The organism is Paenarthrobacter sp. CC6 (genome assembly GCF_040560085.1).
GTDB lineage: Bacteria > Actinomycetota > Actinomycetes > Actinomycetales > Micrococcaceae > Arthrobacter > Arthrobacter nicotinovorans.
In genome coordinates this window covers 196,574-212,583 of the sequence record NZ_JARDAN010000007.1, presented here as the reverse complement: position 1 = coordinate 212,583, position 16,010 = coordinate 196,574, and the positions used below count along the sequence as shown (strand labels likewise).

Annotated in this window: 18 protein-coding genes; 2 read left to right on the top strand and 16 right to left on the bottom strand. The window is 62.3% G+C overall.

All coding sequences use genetic code 11. The annotated features are described in order from the left end of the window. The first annotated feature begins 1 nt into the window (after window position 1). Window positions 2-430 (top strand): heat shock protein transcriptional repressor HspR, encoded by a 429-nt coding sequence (locus PV760_RS07875; protein WP_018778260.1) that lies wholly within the window; start codon window positions 2-4, stop codon window positions 428-430. Between the two features lie 32 nt (window positions 431-462). Here the strand turns inward: PV760_RS07875 and PV760_RS07870 are convergent, their stop codons facing one another. Beyond that, window positions 463-1,272 (bottom strand): aspartate dehydrogenase domain-containing protein, encoded by an 810-nt coding sequence (locus tag PV760_RS07870; protein ID WP_039243041.1) that lies wholly within the window; start codon window positions 1,270-1,272, stop codon window positions 463-465. 7 nt (window positions 1,273-1,279) lie between these two features. Beyond that, window positions 1,280-1,828, bottom strand: a complete 549-nt coding sequence (locus tag PV760_RS07865; RefSeq protein ID WP_354627500.1) for a MarR family winged helix-turn-helix transcriptional regulator — start codon at window positions 1,826-1,828, stop codon at window positions 1,280-1,282. A 217-nt stretch (window positions 1,829-2,045) separates the two neighbouring features. Here PV760_RS07865 and PV760_RS07860 point away from each other — a divergent pair, with 217 nt between their 5' ends. Next, on the top strand, window positions 2,046-2,570 hold the full coding sequence (locus PV760_RS07860; protein ID WP_018778263.1) for a cupin domain-containing protein: 525 nt from the start codon (window positions 2,046-2,048) through the stop codon (window positions 2,568-2,570). Window positions 2,571-2,667: 97 nt separating this feature from the next. Here the strand turns inward: PV760_RS07860 and PV760_RS07855 are convergent, their stop codons facing one another. From PV760_RS07855 to PV760_RS07790, 14 genes are read right to left on the bottom strand one after another with little or no spacing between them, the layout of a single operon-like run. Further along, window positions 2,668-3,768, bottom strand: coding sequence for a Rieske 2Fe-2S domain-containing protein (locus PV760_RS07855; RefSeq protein WP_354627499.1), 1,101 nt, complete (start codon window positions 3,766-3,768; stop codon window positions 2,668-2,670). A gap of 3 nt (window positions 3,769-3,771) precedes the next feature. Continuing rightward, window positions 3,772-3,993: a recombinase-like helix-turn-helix domain-containing protein gene (locus PV760_RS07850; RefSeq protein WP_018778265.1), complete on the bottom strand. Its 222-nt coding sequence runs from the start codon at window positions 3,991-3,993 to the stop codon at window positions 3,772-3,774. Then, on the bottom strand, window positions 3,986-4,615 hold the full coding sequence (locus PV760_RS07845) for an alpha/beta fold hydrolase (RefSeq protein WP_354627498.1): 630 nt from the start codon (window positions 4,613-4,615) through the stop codon (window positions 3,986-3,988). The genes PV760_RS07850 and PV760_RS07845 overlap by 8 nt, the downstream gene beginning before the upstream one ends. Further along, complete coding sequence (locus PV760_RS07840; protein WP_354627497.1) at window positions 4,616-6,313, bottom strand: thiamine pyrophosphate-binding protein; 1,698 nt, start codon at window positions 6,311-6,313, stop codon at window positions 4,616-4,618. Window positions 6,314-6,341: 28 nt separating this feature from the next. Further along, the gene (locus PV760_RS07835) at window positions 6,342-7,178 is read right to left on the bottom strand and encodes an SDR family oxidoreductase (RefSeq protein WP_039243036.1); all 837 of its coding nucleotides are present in this window, start codon (window positions 7,176-7,178) and stop codon (window positions 6,342-6,344) included. Window positions 7,179-7,227: 49 nt separating this feature from the next. Next, window positions 7,228-7,971, bottom strand: coding sequence for an SDR family oxidoreductase (locus tag PV760_RS07830; protein ID WP_055972697.1), 744 nt, complete (start codon window positions 7,969-7,971; stop codon window positions 7,228-7,230). Further along, window positions 7,968-8,762, bottom strand: a complete 795-nt coding sequence (locus PV760_RS07825; RefSeq protein WP_064722521.1) for an alpha/beta fold hydrolase — start codon at window positions 8,760-8,762, stop codon at window positions 7,968-7,970. The genes PV760_RS07830 and PV760_RS07825 overlap by 4 nt, the downstream gene beginning before the upstream one ends. After that, window positions 8,749-9,732 (bottom strand): VOC family protein, encoded by a 984-nt coding sequence (locus tag PV760_RS07820; protein WP_354627496.1) that lies wholly within the window; start codon window positions 9,730-9,732, stop codon window positions 8,749-8,751. The genes PV760_RS07825 and PV760_RS07820 overlap by 14 nt, the downstream gene beginning before the upstream one ends. A 40-nt stretch (window positions 9,733-9,772) precedes the next feature. Continuing rightward, window positions 9,773-10,735 (bottom strand): PDR/VanB family oxidoreductase, encoded by a 963-nt coding sequence (locus PV760_RS07815; protein WP_209783749.1) that lies wholly within the window; start codon window positions 10,733-10,735, stop codon window positions 9,773-9,775. Between the two features lie 14 nt (window positions 10,736-10,749). Further along, complete coding sequence (locus PV760_RS07810; RefSeq protein WP_354627495.1) at window positions 10,750-12,384, bottom strand: aldehyde dehydrogenase; 1,635 nt, start codon at window positions 12,382-12,384, stop codon at window positions 10,750-10,752. Continuing rightward, window positions 12,350-13,123, bottom strand: a complete 774-nt coding sequence (locus PV760_RS07805; RefSeq protein ID WP_039243034.1) for an ABC transporter ATP-binding protein — start codon at window positions 13,121-13,123, stop codon at window positions 12,350-12,352. The genes PV760_RS07810 and PV760_RS07805 overlap by 35 nt, the downstream gene beginning before the upstream one ends. Continuing rightward, window positions 13,116-13,958 (bottom strand): ABC transporter permease, encoded by an 843-nt coding sequence (locus tag PV760_RS07800; RefSeq protein WP_354627494.1) that lies wholly within the window; start codon window positions 13,956-13,958, stop codon window positions 13,116-13,118. The genes PV760_RS07805 and PV760_RS07800 overlap by 8 nt, the downstream gene beginning before the upstream one ends. Then, window positions 13,955-14,746: an ABC transporter permease gene (locus PV760_RS07795; protein ID WP_018778276.1), complete on the bottom strand. Its 792-nt coding sequence runs from the start codon at window positions 14,744-14,746 to the stop codon at window positions 13,955-13,957. The genes PV760_RS07800 and PV760_RS07795 overlap by 4 nt, the downstream gene beginning before the upstream one ends. Then, a complete protein-coding gene (locus tag PV760_RS07790) occupies window positions 14,743-15,669 on the bottom strand; it encodes an ABC transporter substrate-binding protein (RefSeq protein WP_275776408.1) in 927 nt (308 codons plus the stop codon). Before PV760_RS07790 ends, PV760_RS07795 begins: the two co-directional genes overlap by 4 nt. Window positions 15,670-16,010: the final 341 nt, after the last annotated feature.

Below are 16,010 nucleotides of genomic sequence, written 5' to 3'. Positions count from 1 at the left end.
CATGGCAATCGACGTCAACCAGCCGATCTTTGTCATCTCCGTCGCTGCGGAGCTCGCTGACATGCATCCGCAGACGTTGCGCCAGTACGACCGCCTGGGCATCGTCTCGCCCAGCCGCGCCCCCGGCAAGTCCCGCCGCTACTCCCAGAACGACGTCAATAAACTGCGGGAGGTCCAGCGCCTTTCGCAGTCCGGCGTCTCCCTCGAGGGCATCAAGCGCATCCTTGACCTTGAGAACCAGGTGGCCGCGCTGCAGTACCGGGTGGCTGAACTGACCGAGGAACTGTCACGGCGCCGCACGCCGATGGATGCGCGCATCTTCGCGGCGGGAGCTGCCGGCGACGTCGTCAGCCTTGCCCGCGGGCAGCGGCCACGGGGTCGTTCCCAGGCAGTTGTCGTGTGGCGGCCGCGGCCGGCGGAGGACCGCTGATCCCCGCATCAATGCAGCTGAAGCAGGCTTAGCTAGACCAGCCCTCCGCGTTCGCCGATCGCCGCTTCCAAGGACCGGAGGACGGCAAAGGGGACTATCCCGCTGGTCCTCGGGTTCTGCGGACTGGGGTTGTTGCGGATCTCGAAGCGGTATTCGCCGGAGGGGCCCGAGGCTTCAATGACGTGGCTGGTCAGTGAGGCCTTCGGGTCGGCCGTCAGCCGCACCTGCACGCCGTCCCAATCCCCGACGGCCTCAGCCACGGCCGCTGCGACGTTGAGTGAGCGCGGAAACAGCCGTGCCGCTTCCTGGGCTGAGCCGAGGAAGACCTCCAGCGGTTCTGTGGTCGCTCGGATCCCATCGGCTTGCTCCTGTTCCATCCAAGGTTGGACCAGCGTTTCAGGAAGTTTGGTGGTGGAAACCACCACGGAATCGTAGGCGGCTTCCCTTGCGCCGGCTTCAAGGAGGTCGAGCCCGCCCACTGCGCCCGACGTCATGAACAATCTCCCTGGACCGCACGCGTTCAAGCGTGCTGCCAGGCCCTGGTCGGCAAGGGCGCCGATGGAGGTGATCAGGAAATCTACGCCCGCGCCCAGGATCTTTTCAGCGTATTCAGCCACGGCGGACTGCCCCGCGCACTCCACGATCAGCTCGCAGCACTCCAGGGCCGCTTCCAAGGTCAGCGAAGGGAAGGGGCGTTCGACGGCGGGACGCCCGGTTCCGTTGTCGGTGCGGCTGATGATGCCGGCCAGTTCTGCGCCCACCACCTTGCCCAGGGAGATGTCCTCGGCGACGCGCGCGCCGATGGCTCCGTAGCCGATGATTCCTATGCGATGGGACGTCATTCCTGTTTCACTTTCCGGCGTCAGCGGTGGGTACTGACTGTCCGTCCTCGAAGTGGTCGATGGAAGCGGACACCTTCCTGAGGAGCCCGCTGAGCTGGGTGATTTCCTTGGCGTTCAGCCCGGCCAGCATCTGGCGCTGTGTGGCGAGGTGCTCCTCGAAAATGGAGTCGATGACGTCTTTGCCGTGCGGGGTCAATTGCGCGTAGACGACGCGTCGGTCGGTACGCGTGCGCACCCGCTCGATGAGGTTTTGTTCCTCCATGCGGTCTAGCCTGAACGTGATCCCGCCAGTGGTCAGCATTGACGAACTTGCCAGCTCGCCGGCTGTCTTCCGGTGTGGTTCACCGGAGCGGCGCAGGTTTGCCAGCACGTCAAAGGAGGCCAGGGTGAGGCCGTACTTTTCGAAAACTGAGTTTTCAATGACGCGCTGTTTGATGATGATCTGGGCCAAGCGCCCGAAGACGCCGATGGTACCGGCGTCCAGTCCGGGCTTCTCGCGGGCCCAATCCTCGAGGATGCTGTCCACTGTGTCGCTGGTGTCCGGTTGCTTACCCATGGTGGTCCATTCTCATCGTGGTTGCCCTTTTCATAAATAACTTAGCACTGACTTTCTCAGTACGAGGAAGATTGGTGCGTGAGTCCATCGGGTTTGTCCTGCTTGTCACTCAGATCTGGTTATCTTAGAGTTGAGATAACTAGATCCAAGGAGATAGTTGAATGCGGCGTCATCGAAGACGTCCGCAACAAGGCAGTAGCAACGAGAGAGGTCCATCATGAGTGAAGCTGTTGCAGCAACGGAGACCACGCCCGAACTTGAAGCGATGATTGATTCGTCCATCGCTTCAAGGGACACGCGGCAGGTCGATTTCGACACCCTGAAGTTCCAAACGAAGGCCGGCGCCAAGTTCCGTCGTGGTCAGGTCCGTTACATCGGTTCAGGCGCCACGGGGGACCATTCCGGTGATACCAATGTCCTCCAAGCGGAGCATTTCACCTTCTCCAACATGGTTCTCCCGGCGGGATGCGTAGGTCCGGAACATACTCATCCCGACGTGGAAGAAGTGTTCTTCGTTCTCGAGGGACAGGTTGAATTCAGCGTTCACGATGTCGAAGACGGGACCAAGAAGGCGAGCCGGGTTCTGGGTTACCGCGATTTGATCCGTGTACCTGCCGGTGTACCCAGGAGCCTTCGGACGGTCAGCGACGAAGACGCATTGATCTGCGTCATTATCGGCTCCAGGAAGCCGGAGATTCCTTTCTACCCGCCGTCCTCCGAAATGCACGGGGTAACCCGGTAGTACGAGTCGGCAACCAAGTACGCCCGGAGCCTACTGGCAGGCTCCGGGCGTACTTGTGTGTGACCGCGATACCTCAAGCGACAACCGGGTCCTGAAGCTACAGCGCTTCCAGTTTGGCGGCTTGCTCGCGTGCATCGGCCTGATGGATTCTGCGAATCCTGGCTACGCCGAGATCGTGCTGGTACAGATTTTCTTCCCTGTCTGCGTCAGCTGCCAGGGCCTCAAGAACCTCGCGGTCCTGTTCCAGGACCACCCAGTGTTTTTCCTCCAGGGTTGCCTTGTACATGAACCTCCACACATCCCGTTCCCAGCCGGATACACGCCGGGTACGCCAGTGGAAGACGGCGGACGTCTCCTGGTCGATCGGCGTCGACATTCCCACGATTCCGAAAACGCCGCCTGGTCCCGCCGACCGGGCGTACGGAATTTCCAGGTCAACGTAGTCCATGCCGTCGCGGCAGAACTCAACCCAGTCGAAATTGACGCCGCGCTGATCTGTTTTCTCGAAGAAGAATCCCCGTTCCGTCTCACGGATCCGGAACCGCGCACTGGTATCGCCGCCGGACATTGAATGTGATTCACGGTGCAGGAAGGCGCCATGCATGGGGTCCAGAACGTTGTCCATGTAGAAGCGCCAAGGGCCCCTCCACTCGGCATAGTTGGAAAACCAGGCGACGGCGGGATCAGCCAGCCGGTCCGGGACCTTGAATTCCGGTACCTCGGAATCCTCCGTGAGCGGCATGAACGCAAAGATCGTGTCTGCAGCTTCAACAACGGAAAGCGACACCGTGGCAGTCTTGCCTTCCAAAGCACAGCCGGGCATCCCTGGAACGGAAACCACTTTTCCGGTCCCATCCACTTGGACGCCGTGGTACTTGCAAGCAATCCTGTCTCCCAGGTGCTGGCCCACAGACAACGGTGCACTACGGTGAGGGCACCGGTCCTCGAGCATGCGGACCTGCCCCCGGGCGTCACGGAACAGCAGCCAGTCGATGTTCAGCCTTTTGACCTTGACCATGGCTCCCGCACCGACGAACCGCGAGGGGATGATGGGGTACCAGCGGTCGCGAAGGCCACTGGCGGCCAATTCGGCGGCATCCATGTGATGGCGTACGCCCACTGCGTACTTCTTCTTTCCGACTGGTCGTGATACCGGGGCGCCTGCTTGTCCGGAGGTCGGAGCTGTTGTGATGGTCATGGGCTATTCTCCTAGTCGTCGCATTTCGGCACGGAAGCTTTCTTCGTTCCAGGGCTCGCCGTTTGGTGCGTGCAAGCCAAGGGTGTTGAGTCCCGCAATGACTCCTTCCAAGTCATGCGTCCCCCCGCCAAAGATCTCCGCCAACGCTCCTGACAGCTTCTTCTCGTAGGGACCAAGGGGTTTCCCCAGGCGCGACTGGGCTGGATCCAGATACAGTTCAGGCATTTCCATCCTTTTCGGGTCGGGTGAAGGCGTGCAGGCCTTCTGCGATCTTGATGAACGATGTGGCCCACTCATTGAAGGAGCCGGGACGGTTCCGGTGAGCGGGGATCCCGCAATGGTCGATGATGACGAAGACCCCGTTCCGGATGCCTCCGGCCACGCTCTGAGCTTTTGAGATGTCCGTATCGAGGGTTGGTGCTGCTGCAATCACCAGCGTGGGAGCTTGTACCTCGGACATCACGCCGGCCAGCTGGAGATCCTGGGGGTCCACCTCCGGGTCGCCCAGGATGAGGCTCATCACCAGCCCGGGATGGGTTGAACCCAGAATGACGGCGCCCAGGACATCAGGGCCGGTTGCCACGATGTGTACCGGACCGTTCTCCGCTTTCTTCAAGGCAACAGCAGCAGACTCCGCCCAGCCCCGGGCGCTCCCAGCAGCAGCGGAAGCCTGCTCCTCGGCCCACACCCGGGCGCCTAAGTCATCACGCTGGAAAGAGAACCACGAGTCCGTAGTGCCGGAACCACTCAGGCAGACAACGGGGTACTTGGGCATGGACAGCCCATCCGGGGAATCTGTGTCCATGACACGGCCGAGGCCAGGGTCGCTGAAATTCAAAGTTTCCATTCAGGCCTCCTCGTGCCCGGGCTGCGGGATGTGGACGGGAGGAACAAAAGGTCCCGGCTGGGGGACCAGCGCTGTGACGTCAACTTCGATGACGGCCGGTCCGCGGACGTCCAATGCTTCAACCAAGGCTTGGTCGAAGGTCCCCGGTGACTCTACGCGCCAAAACGGCAGGCTGAGCGAACGCGACAACAGCTCGAAGTCGGGAGTTCTGAGATCCACTCCCGCCCGCGCAAATCCATTGGCCTCCTGGAGGTTTCGGAGCACACCGTAACCGCCGTCGTTGAACACGAGCACCACACACCATGCGCCTGAACCGGCCAAGGAAGCGAGCTCTCCAAGGTGGACGGCCAGGCCGCCGTCGCCCACCATTACTGCAGTGGGAACCTCCGGCCGCGCGCAAGCTGCGCCGATGCCCATGGCCAGGCCTTGGCCGATGCCACCACCAACGGGAAAGACGTTGGTTTCCCTTGCGTAGATCGGAAGCAGCCGATTGCCCCACTGGCTGGAAGGAATCGTCACGTCCCTGGCGATGACCGATTCGCGGTGGAAACTTTGACGGATGCTTTCGCAGACCTCGGCGTATCCACCGATGTAACCGGAGAGCTGTTCCCGGACGGAGTAGCGGACCTGGCGGACCCTCTTCGGCCAGGACCCTGCGGCCGGATCGGTGTCGGACTGATGCGGGCCCCGCCGGGCGTCCAGCTGCCCGTTGATGGCGGCCAGGATGCTCCGCGCGTCACCAAGCAGCCCAACATCGGCGGGATAGACGCGGCCGATGGCGTCGGCGTCGATGTCTATTTGGATATGGGGCGCGGGCAACGCCAGGTGGTAGTGCTTGGTTTCGTTGGATCGGAAGTGCGTGCCGATGCTGAGCAGCAGATCCGCCTCCGCCAGCAACCTTGATGCCTCCGGCGTAGTGGCAAAGTTCCCGATGACCAGATTGTGGTCTTCGGGAACAACGCCCCGCCCGGAGTTGCTGCTCAGCAGCCCGGCTCCCAGACGCTCCATGAGGGACGCCAGCGCTTCGCCTGCTCCGGAAGCCCCGCCACCTGCCCAGATCACCGGGCGCTTGGATGCGGCCAACAATTCGACTGCCTCGTTGAGGGCATCGGCATCCACCTCGGGGGGAAGCCGCTCAGCGGCCTCGATGGCCCGCTGCTCATCGGGGCGCGCCAGGTATTGCAGGTCAGTGGGCCATTCGATGCTGGAGGGGGAATGCGGCAGCGACTGCAGGTGGGCAATGGCCTCCTCCAGATCGGCTTCGGCGTCCTTGCAGTTGAAGATGGTGCGCGCGTATCCGGAGACGGCGTCCAGCATTTGCAGTTGGCGTGGAACCTCGTGGATAACCCCGCGGTTCCCGCCGAGAAATTCGCTGTCGATCTGGCCGGTAATGTGCAGGACGCGGCTTCCCGCCGTCAACGCCTCCACCATGGAGCCGGCCGCATTGCCGGCTCCGGTACCGGTGCTGGTCAGGGCAACACCGAACTTGCCGCTTGCCCTGGCGTAAGCATCGGCTGCATTCACCGCGGCGGCTTCGTGGCGCATGGGGATGAAGGTAAGTTCACGGTCCACGGCTTCCACCAGGGGGAGGTTGTGGATGCTGATGACGCCGAAGGCGGTGTCGATCCCGTGACGGCGCATCACCCTGACCAGTACGTCCCCGCCGTTGGGTCCGTTGGTTGATTGTTTCTGTGACATCGAGTCCCTTTCGTAGCTTGAGTGGTTGTCAGACGTACCGGTTCACGCCGCCGCCGACTTCCACCGTGGTTCCGGTGGTATAGCCGCTCAGTGGCGAAAGCAGCGTGACGATGTGGAAAGCCACTTCCTCCGCTGTGCCGAACCGGCCCAGTCCGATGCCCCTGTCCTTGGCTATTTCGGCACTCCAGTCGGCGTATCCGAGGTCGGACATCGCGTTTTCGAAGCGCCGTCGCCACTGGCCTGTATCGATGAGCCCGAGCATCACTGAGTTCACGCGGATGCCGTCCGATGCCAGGTCCTCGGCGATCGAGTGCGTCAGGTTGAGCAGCCCGGCCCGGGCTGCAGACGTCGCCGCAAGGCGAAGTTCCGGTTGCCGGGCCAGGATGGCGTTGACGTTGACTATCGCCGCGCCCGGCCGGCGGGTCGTCGACGACGGCGGTTGGCTTACCTCGACGGCGGACGCCGAGCGGGCAAGCGACGCGCGCGCGGAGCGGATCATGTTCCAGGCACCGAAAATCTTGAGGTCGAACTCTTCCCGGAATTGCTCGTCTGTGGTGTCTTCCAGTGTTGCCATCAGCGATCGTCCTGCGTTGCAGACCAGTCCGTCGATGCCACCGAAGCGCTTCAGTGTGGTGGTGATGAAGGCATCGGCAGCGTTCCGGTCCGTGACATCGCAGGATTCCAAAAGGATGGAATCCGGGTCGGCCCAGGAGAATTCGCTGAACGCTTCCTCAAGCCGGTCCACGTCCCGTGCGCATGCCGCTACCCGGGCTCCTTCGCCCAGGAGAAGCCGTGCGGTGGCGAGGCCAACGCCTGAGCTGGCTCCCGTCACCACCACTGTCCGATCTTTCAACTGCAGGTCCACGTACGGTTCTCCTTCTTTTTGATGTTCAAGGGGGTCATCACTGCGCTGGCTACTGACCCATGACGAATCCGCCATCAACAACGATGTTTTGGCCGGTAATGAAAGCTGCTGAATCCGAGATCAGGAACTGCACCACGCCGGCCACATCGTCAGGAGTCTGCTCCCGGGCGAGGACCCGGCGGTCCTGGTAGAGCTGGAAGCGGTCAGCCGGGACCCGTTCGGTTGCTTCCACCCGGGTCAGCCCCGGAGCCACGGCATTGATCCTGACGCCGGCCGGGCCGGCGTCGCGGGCCATCGTCCGGGTCATGGACAGCACCGCTCCCTTCGACCCCACATAGTGCACAAGCCGGGGTGAGCCATACAGCGCCGCGTCCGAGGCAATATTCACGATGGAACTGCCGGATTTCACCGCTAACTGCGGATAGAAATGCTTGCTCATCAACCACGTGCCAAAGGCATTGACGGTCATGACCCGTTGGAAGAAGTCGTCATCGAGTTCCCAAAATGCGTCCCCTCCCACCCCGTCGGCAAGTGCCGCATTGTTGACCAGGGCATGGGCGCCCCCCAGTCTTTCCACAGCCGTGGCCAGCGCTGAGACGGAGGAGGCATCGGAGATGTCCGTGATGATCGCTGTTGCCGAGAGGCCCCGCGATCGCAGGGTGTCCTGGGCCGATTCTGCCAATTGCGGGCTTTTCTCGGCGAGCACAACGTGGTCCCCTCCAACGGCGAGCCGTTCGGCGATGCTGAATCCCAGCCCCCGGCCGGATCCGCTGACCACAACGAGCCGGCTCATGCCTGGCCCGCCCAGAAACGGAGCACGGCGTCGGCCATCAGCCCGGGCTGCTCCTGCAATGCGGCGTGCCCTGCATCCTCAAGGATTTCGAACCCGGCACCAGGGATGAGCTTTGACACCAAACGGGACTCCTCGACGCCCGTGACGAAGTCGTCCCGGCCGACGACGACGAAGGAAGGGACTTTGAGCGCAGTCAGGACAACTGTGTTGTTGGTCCGGGCCATCATCCGCGCCGCTGCCGAGTATCCCGGCAGGCGGACCGCCGCCATCTCGCGGCGCACGGTGTCGGCCACCGTCGTCGGCGTCACGGGGGAGACCAATCTGCGGAAGCGCCTGGCGGCAAAAACCTCGGGTCCGACGTCGCGGAGTTCATTGATCCGTTTGAGCATTCTGTCCGCCGATTCCTTCGTCAGGCAGGACCCTCGGGTGCTGCTGGCCAGGACCAAAGAGCGCACCAGCTCCGGATACCGTGCTGCCATCTGGGTGCCGATGACGCCACCCCATGACGTGCCAAAGACGTGGACGGGACCGCTGCCCAGCTCCGTAATCAACGCAGCCGCCACGTCCACATGGTCGTCGTGGACGGACGCGTCCGTGGATTGACCGTAGCCTGGCGCGTCCCAGGAGATGGTGCGGTAACCGTTGCTGCTCAATCGTTCCGCCAGGAGGGCGCATGAGTTGGCGTTGCCGCCGATCCCGTGCATCATCAGGACCGGGACCCCGGCACCGCGCATTTCAATGGATATGCCTTCGGACGACATCCAACGCATGGCCTTGTCAGTGGGTGGCATGGACAGCCTCCATGCTCAGGAAATAGTCACCGGATCCAGGCTGTACCAAGTCGCGGTACCCAGGATCGGCAATGCCCGCCATTGCACTGCGGACGGTTGCCGTGGGCGGTCCCGCGGTTCCCCATTGGTCGGACAGCTCAGGGGTTCGTCTCCATGTGCGGCAGAGCCAACTGTCTTCATCCACTTGGGCAACCTCCGAGGTGTATTCACAAACCAGGTTGTTGGGATCGGTGAAGTAGGAGAAGGTGTTGTCGCCGGGGCCGTGCCGGCCAGGCCCCCACTGCGGGGCGATACCGTGCGATTTCAGGCTTCCTATCCCGCGCATGAAGTGGTCGATGCTTTGCATCTCGTAGGCAACGTGGTTGACGGAGGACCACGGCGCTTGGTTGAAGGCGATGACATGATGCTCGGCATTGCACCGGAGGAAAGCCATTTGGTGCTCCGACCAGTCGGAGATCCGCATGCCAAGCACTTGCGTATAGAAATCGGTGGCACGATCAATGTCCACCGTGTTCAGGACAACGTGGGCAATTTTCCGCGGCAGGGCGCGCCTGCCGCCGGGTTCCTGTGAGACCACTGCGTGGACGTTCGCGGACAGTTCCAGCAGCCGCCCTTCGGGGTCCACCAATTGCAGCCCGTAGCCGCCGGCTGCGTCATCCAGGGGACCGGGCTCCCGGAACAGCGGAATGCCAAGGGCTGCGAGTTTGACTGCCGCGACGTCCACGTCCCGTGGAGTGGAGAGGGCGAACGAGATGGAGCCGAGTCCGTTCTGCTCGGCCTGTTCCAGGCGAAGTATGTGGTGGTCCGAACCTGTTCCCCGCAGCCAGAACCTGTCGCTGTCTTCCTCCACGGTGGAGAGGCCCCAGACTTCATGGTAAAAATCCTTGGCTGCGACGGCCCGGGGGACCTTGAGGGAAACCGATCGGAGCGATCGGAGCTTGCATACGGGTTCAGCGGCGAAAAAAGTCATGGACAACCTTCCGGATTGAGTTGGGTGGGCGGATTGAGGATCAGAGGTCCAGGACGAGCTCCCGTGAGCGGCAACGGGAAACACAGACGAACATGGATCTGCTTTCGGCTTGTTCGGCTGGGCTCAGGAGGAAATCCCGGTGGTCGACGTCGCCTTCAACGACACCCACCTCGCACGTGCCGCAAATTCCTTCCGTGCAGGAACTCGGGACGTCGACTCCGGCCTGGTTGAGGGCATCCAGGACCGAGATGTCGGGGCCGACAGTGATGCGCTGGCCGGTGCTCTTGCACACGACATCAAAGCCGGTACTCTCCTCGGCGGTCGCGGAAGCAGGGACCGGGGCCTTGAACCGCTCCAGCCTGAGACGGGAGGGGTCTTCGAGGGCAGCTTCAACGGCTTTCATGAGAGGTTCCGGACCACACACGTAGACGAGCGCATTTGCGTCGAGGGAACCTACCGCACCGGCAATATCCGCGAAGGTGCCATTGGCTTCGTCATCCGCATGGACCGTCACACGGTCCTGCGGCATGCCGGCTATTTCATCAAGGAACGCCATGGTGGCCCTGGACCGGCCAGTGTAAAGGAGAGACCAGTCCGCGCCATCACTTTCCAGCTGGCGGGCCATGGCGATGATTGGCGTTATACCCACCCCACCTGCCACCAATACGTAGCTTCCGGCCTCCTCCAATGAGAAGTTCGTCCGGGGACCCTCCACGTCAAGCAACGAGCCCACTGGGAGGTTCTCGTGAACAAACTTGCTTCCACCACGGGAGTCGGGGGTGCGGAGCACGGCCACCGTCCATGACGTTGAACTCGACGGATCCGAACACAGTGAATATTCCCGGGTGAGTCCATTGGGAAGGCGGAGGCTCAGGTGTGCCCCGGGAACCCACGAGGGAAGAGGGGCTCCTGACGGGTCGGTCAACGTGAGGCTGGTGACGCCGTCGGCCTCCCACTTTTTCTGGTGTACACGCAAAGTGCGGCGTGCAGGGCTGGTGCTCACTGAAGTGCCTTTCATTATTGTTCGACGGCGGGTTGCTGGGCCGCCCAGTCGATGGGGTTACCGGACAGGTCCAGGTAGATGCTCTTTTGCCGCATATAGGAGCGGATGCCTTCGCGGCCCTTTTCGATGCCCAGCCCGCTTTCCTTGGACCCGCTGAACGGCGTCGAGATGCTGAACTGCTTGTAAGTGTTGATCCACACCGTTCCCGCCTGGATGGCTTTGGCTGTGCGCCATGCGCGGCGATAATCGCTCGTCCAAACACCGCACGCGAGACCAAAGACGGTGTCGTTTGCTTCCCGGACGAGGTCGGTTTCGTCGTCGAAAGGCAGGACCACTGCCACCGGTCCAAAGATCTCCTCCTGGCAAATGGCGGCCGAATTCGACACCCCGCTCAGGATGGTTGGCAGGAAGTAGGCTCCGGCATGCAGTGCCTCATCTTCCGGAGGCCCGCCACCACAGAGCACAGTGGCCCCATCCCGCCACGCAGCGTCCACCATGGCAGCCACACTGTCCCTGTGCTCGTGCGTCACCATGGGGCCCACTTGCGTGGCAGGATCGGAACCGGGACCAACGCGGAGCCGTTTGGCCCCATCGACAAGCCGGTTCAGGACTTCCTCAAAGATCGAACGTTGGATGAAGACCCTCGAACCGGCAATGCAACTCTGGCCGGTCGAAGAGAAGATTCCGTACAGGATGCCGGCCACGGCCTGGTCAAGATCGGCATCGGCGAACACAATGGTGGGCGACTTGCCGCCCAACTCCAACGTGATGGGCATGATCTTTTCAGCGGCAACCGCGCCCAGGGTCCGTCCGGTGGAGGTGCCGCCCGTGAACGAGATCTTGCCGACCTGCGGATGGCGCGCCAGAGCGTCACCCACCGTCCGTCCCGGTCCCGGCAGTACGGAGAGCAGCCCGGGCGGCAGGCCGGCGTCGTCACAAATGCGGGCCAAGAGGAGCGAAACCCAGGGCGCCCACACCGGGGGCTTGATGATCACGGCGTTGCCTGCCGCAAGGGCTGGCGCAACCTTCTGGGCGTCGCTGGCGATCGGCGAGTTCCACGGCGTGATGGCGCCCACCACGCCCACGGGCTCGTACATCGAAACAGAAAGGTAGTCGCCGCGGGAGGGAGTCAGAGCGTCCTCCAAAGTTTCCAAGGCAGCCGCCGTGAAGCGGAAGGTGCCCGCGGCACTGACGGCGAGGGCGCGGGTTTCAGCGAGCGTTTTTCCGGTGTCGAGGGTTTGGAGCTCAGCGATTCTTTCCGCATTGCCCAGGATGGCGTCACTGATCCGATGCAGCACTGTGGCCCGTTCGTGGGGGAGCATCCGCGCCCAACCACTGTTCTCGACCGCTTTCAAGCCTGCCTGGACGGCGGCATCGACATCATCGACCGTGGCTCCGTGCAGCGTTGCGAAGCACGCGCCCGTGGCCGGATCGATTGACTCGATGAGCTTTCCGGCTCCTTGCCGCCACGTGCCTCCGACGTAAATCTCATCGGGTGTTGCAGGGGAGGGGCGCATCGTCTTGCTCGGCGCAGCTCCGGTTTTGTCGGGGTTCATGATCGAGTTCCGTCCGTCATTGATGGTGCGAAAGGGGAGGTCCACTGCCTGGCCGGCCTCAATGGCTGCGGAGCAGGGACGCGACGTGGGCACGAAGCTCCACGAACCGGGGTTCCTGCTTGGTAGCCACCTGATCCCTTGGCCGGGGAAGGTCCACCTCCACCGTCTCTGCGACAACGCTTGGAGGCGCTGAAAGGGCTATGACGTGGTCCGCCAGGTAGATGCTCTCGTCGATGTCGTGGGTCACAACCAGGACCGTCACCCCCAAGGAAGCGTGGATATCCAGCAAAAGGTCCTCAAGATCGGACCGTGTCTGGGCGTCCACTGATGCGTACGGCTCGTCCATCAGCAAGAGCTTGGGGTTCGATGCCAGTGCCCTCGCGATGGCGGCACGCTGCTGCATTCCGCCGGACATTTGCCACGGGTACAGCTTTTCCTTGCCAGTGAGTCCCACCGCGTCGATCGCCTCTTGTACTCTTTGGCGTCTTTCTTCCACCGGGACGCTCCGCAAAGGAAAAGCGATGTTCTTATCGACGCGCATCCAGGGAAAGAGGGAACGTGAGTAGTCCTGAAAGACCATAGCGAGTCCGTCGGGCACACCTTTGACGGGTTTGCCGTTGAAGGTCACGGTTCCCTGGGTGGGGGTATCCAAGCCACTGATGATGCGCAGGAGTGTGGATTTACCGCAGCCCGAGGGGCCCACGATGACGCTGATCTTCCCGTGGGGGATGCTTGCTGTGATGCTCTTGACGGCCAGATTCTGTCCGTAGGATTTGGTGACCGCCTGCAGTTCGAGTTCAATGGCCTGCTCTGTGCTGGTTGCGCTAGTCATGTTGTTGTGTCGCTCCTCGGTGCCAGGACAAAGCCCGGCGTTCGACGATGTGGAATAAGACATTGAGAGCCACGCCCAGGAGACCAAGGACGATCAGGATGGCCCAGAAATTCGTGTAGTCGAAGGTCCGCTGTGTGGTGACCAGGAGGTAACCCAGTCCGTTCTTGGATTTCTGTAGTTCCGAAATGATCATGATGATGAGGGACAGCGACAACGATGTCCGTACACCAGCAAAGATTTTGGGCGAGGCGCCGGGCAGGATGACGTTGAAGAGCACATCCAAGGGGCGGATTTTGAAGACCGCCGCTGCCTGAAGCCGTTGATGGCCGATCGAGTTCACCCCGTCGATCGTGTTGAACAGAATGGGCCACACAACGCCGAAAGCGATGAGAAAGATCTTGGGGCTATCCCCGGTTCCGAACAGAAGGAAGAACACTCCCAGCAGTGCTGGACTGGGAAGAGAGCGGCCAAGGTGGATCAGGGGCTGGAAGAGCGAAGCCAGCACGGGAACGGAACCCAACGCAATGCCGGCCGCCACCCCGGCGGCTGTTGCCAGGGCCAGGCCCGCCATTGCCCTGGCGAGGCTCGGAATAAGGTGCTGGAAGGTAGCCTCGCCCAGGAAGAACGATGAGATGTCGGGGCTGAGGAACTCATCGCCGGCGCGCACGAGCGCCGCCCAGGGACTGGCAATAAACAGGCCCGTGCCCGGTCCAGCGGACAGTGCCCACCAAATGCCAACGAGAACGGCCGGAACCACAAGCCGCAGAAGTATCCGGTCAGCTGCGATGCCGGAGCCATGCATGCGCGGTGCACGCGACTTAACGGCGGTGGTCATTGTGCCAGTCCTTTCTTCCAACTGAAGGCTGCTCGATCCACGACTGCGAAGGCGGTGTTGATCAGGACGCCGAGAACCCCGGCGATGAGAGTGGCGGCGTACACGGCGTCCAGGTTCCCGGCGTTGGTGCTGGCGAGAAGGATGTAGCCGCCGATTCCTTGTCCGCTGCCAATCAGCAACTCGGCGCTGACTGTCACGATCAACCCGATGGAAGCTGCCACCCTGACGCCGGTGAAAGCGAAGGGCAGGGCACTCATGAGCCTTATGCGCATCAGCAGTCCCAACGTTCCGACGCCCAATGTTTTGGCGGTAGCCACGGCAGTGGCGTCGGTGCCCCGGACGCCGTACATCGTGTTGAGGAGAATGGGCCACACGCTGGACAGGGCTACCGTGATGGCGATGGGTGCCACGCCTGCGCCAAGCAACAGCACGAGGATGGGTCCGACGGCGATCGACGGCAGGGTTCGGAAGACTTCCACGGGATATTCAAACGCCACGAATACCCTCGGGAAGGCGCCCATCAGGCCTCCGAGCAGGACGCCGGCCACGGCTGCGACTCCGAGCCCAAGCAACCACTCACCAATGGTGGTGACCATTTGGTTGAGAAAGACGGTGTTGGCCGCCAGCCCCGCAGCTTCACCGAAGACGCGGGTGGGGACGGGAAGGCCAGGCTTGGAGATCGCCCCGCTCTGGAGCAGGAGCTCCCACACCGCCAGGATGCCGAGAGTCCCGAGGACACCAAGGACGAAGATCCTGGTGTGGCCGATGGGGGCCCGGAGGAGCCTCACTGCTTCCCCGGCGTGGTGTAGGTGGACTTGCCGGCATCAAACTTCTTGATGATGTCCTGCTTGATCAGGATGTCCGCCACGGACTGGACTTTCTCCACGCTCATGGCGGTTTCGAAGTGGGGAAGGGCCATGGTGCCGGCAACTTCCGCGGGCACTTTGGCGATGCTTGGCAGCCACTGCCGGAAGTCGGCTTCCTTGCCGGTGATGTCTTTGCCCGCCGCGTAGACGGCATCAACGAACGCCGCCGTGGTGTCGGGGTTGTCCTTAACAAAGTTGTTGCTCGCCACGAAGGTGGAGATGGGAAGGCCGGCGTTGGGGCCGCTGGAAAGGTCGACGACGCGCCGCAGGCCCGCCTTTTCGGCCGCCGAAGCAAAGGGCTCCGGAAGGTAGCCGGCCTCGATGGATCCCGCCTGCACGCCGGCGATCATTTCGTTGAACGGAACCTCCACCCATGAGGGAGCAACGTTGAGCCCTTGGGAGGAGACGAGATTCCGGAAAGTTACGTCACCGATGGTGTTGGTCGTGTTGATGCCGATGGTTTTGCCGTCGAGGTCGGTGATTGCTTTGACGGGCGAGTCAGCCTTGACGAAGACGCCGAGGGACTGTGGTCCTAGACTGCTCGTCAGGACCACCGTGGTGACCGGGGCCCCGCCCTCAACCGCGATGGCGGAAGAGACGGTGTTGGAAAAGCTGAGGTCCAGCTGGCCGGCGACGGCCTGCTGGATACCGATCGGTCCGCCCTGGATTGGTGTCAGAGTGACATCCAGGCCGGCCTTGTCGAAGTACCCGTGGTCTTTCGCCCAATAGACGGCGGCGTAGTCCGCAAGAGGAAGCACGCCGACATTCAAGCTGGTCTTTTCCAGCTTCCCGTCTGCAGTGCCGCCACCTTGGCTGGCCGGCTGTCCACAAGCCGTGAGGGTCATGCCAAGAGCGCTCACAAGTGCAAGCGATGCAAGGAGAGTCTTCCGCATCCGTGTGTTTCCTGTCGCGTCGAGGGTGGCCAAGCACGAGGAAGGATCCAAAGTGGCTTGACGTGAATTTACTCAGTACCAATTGTCTTAGTACTAAGATCTTTTGACTTGACCGATTCTTGCGGATTTTGTGATGCAGGTCAACACGCGTTCTTGCGCGGTGGAAATGTCGACGGGTGGATGGCGGCAGGGGTTATGGCAGGTTAAGTGCGGTATCGCGCCCGTTCATGACGCTGCCTGGTGGTTTTTGGGCGCGCTCATCCAGGGAGCAGCACGTGGATGTGTCTCCGCTG

Excerpts from the sequence above, each read along its gene's own strand:
- PV760_RS07875 (WP_018778260.1), top strand. The coding sequence starts at position 2 with ATGGCAATCGACGTCAACCAGCCGATCTTTGTCATCTCCGTCGCTGCG.
- PV760_RS07870 (WP_039243041.1), bottom strand. The coding sequence starts at position 1,272 with ATGACGTCCCATCGCATAGGAATCATCGGCTACGGAGCCATCGGCGCG.
- PV760_RS07865 (WP_354627500.1), bottom strand. The coding sequence starts at position 1,828 with ATGGGTAAGCAACCGGACACCAGCGACACAGTGGACAGCATCCTCGAG.
- PV760_RS07860 (WP_018778263.1), top strand. The coding sequence starts at position 2,046 with ATGAGTGAAGCTGTTGCAGCAACGGAGACCACGCCCGAACTTGAAGCG.
- PV760_RS07855 (WP_354627499.1), bottom strand. The coding sequence starts at position 3,768 with ATGACCATCACAACAGCTCCGACCTCCGGACAAGCAGGCGCCCCGGTA.
- PV760_RS07850 (WP_018778265.1), bottom strand. The coding sequence starts at position 3,993 with ATGCCTGAACTGTATCTGGATCCAGCCCAGTCGCGCCTGGGGAAACCC.
- PV760_RS07845 (WP_354627498.1), bottom strand. The coding sequence starts at position 4,615 with ATGGAAACTTTGAATTTCAGCGACCCTGGCCTCGGCCGTGTCATGGAC.
- PV760_RS07840 (WP_354627497.1), bottom strand. The coding sequence starts at position 6,313 with ATGTCACAGAAACAATCAACCAACGGACCCAACGGCGGGGACGTACTG.
- PV760_RS07830 (WP_055972697.1), bottom strand. The coding sequence starts at position 7,971 with ATGAGCCGGCTCGTTGTGGTCAGCGGATCCGGCCGGGGGCTGGGATTC.
- PV760_RS07825 (WP_064722521.1), bottom strand. The coding sequence starts at position 8,762 with ATGCCACCCACTGACAAGGCCATGCGTTGGATGTCGTCCGAAGGCATA.
- PV760_RS07820 (WP_354627496.1), bottom strand. The coding sequence starts at position 9,732 with ATGACTTTTTTCGCCGCTGAACCCGTATGCAAGCTCCGATCGCTCCGA.
- PV760_RS07805 (WP_039243034.1), bottom strand. The coding sequence starts at position 13,123 with ATGACTAGCGCAACCAGCACAGAGCAGGCCATTGAACTCGAACTGCAG.
- PV760_RS07800 (WP_354627494.1), bottom strand. The coding sequence starts at position 13,958 with ATGACCACCGCCGTTAAGTCGCGTGCACCGCGCATGCATGGCTCCGGC.
- PV760_RS07790 (WP_275776408.1), bottom strand. The coding sequence starts at position 15,669 with ATGACCCTCACGGCTTGTGGACAGCCGGCCAGCCAAGGTGGCGGCACT.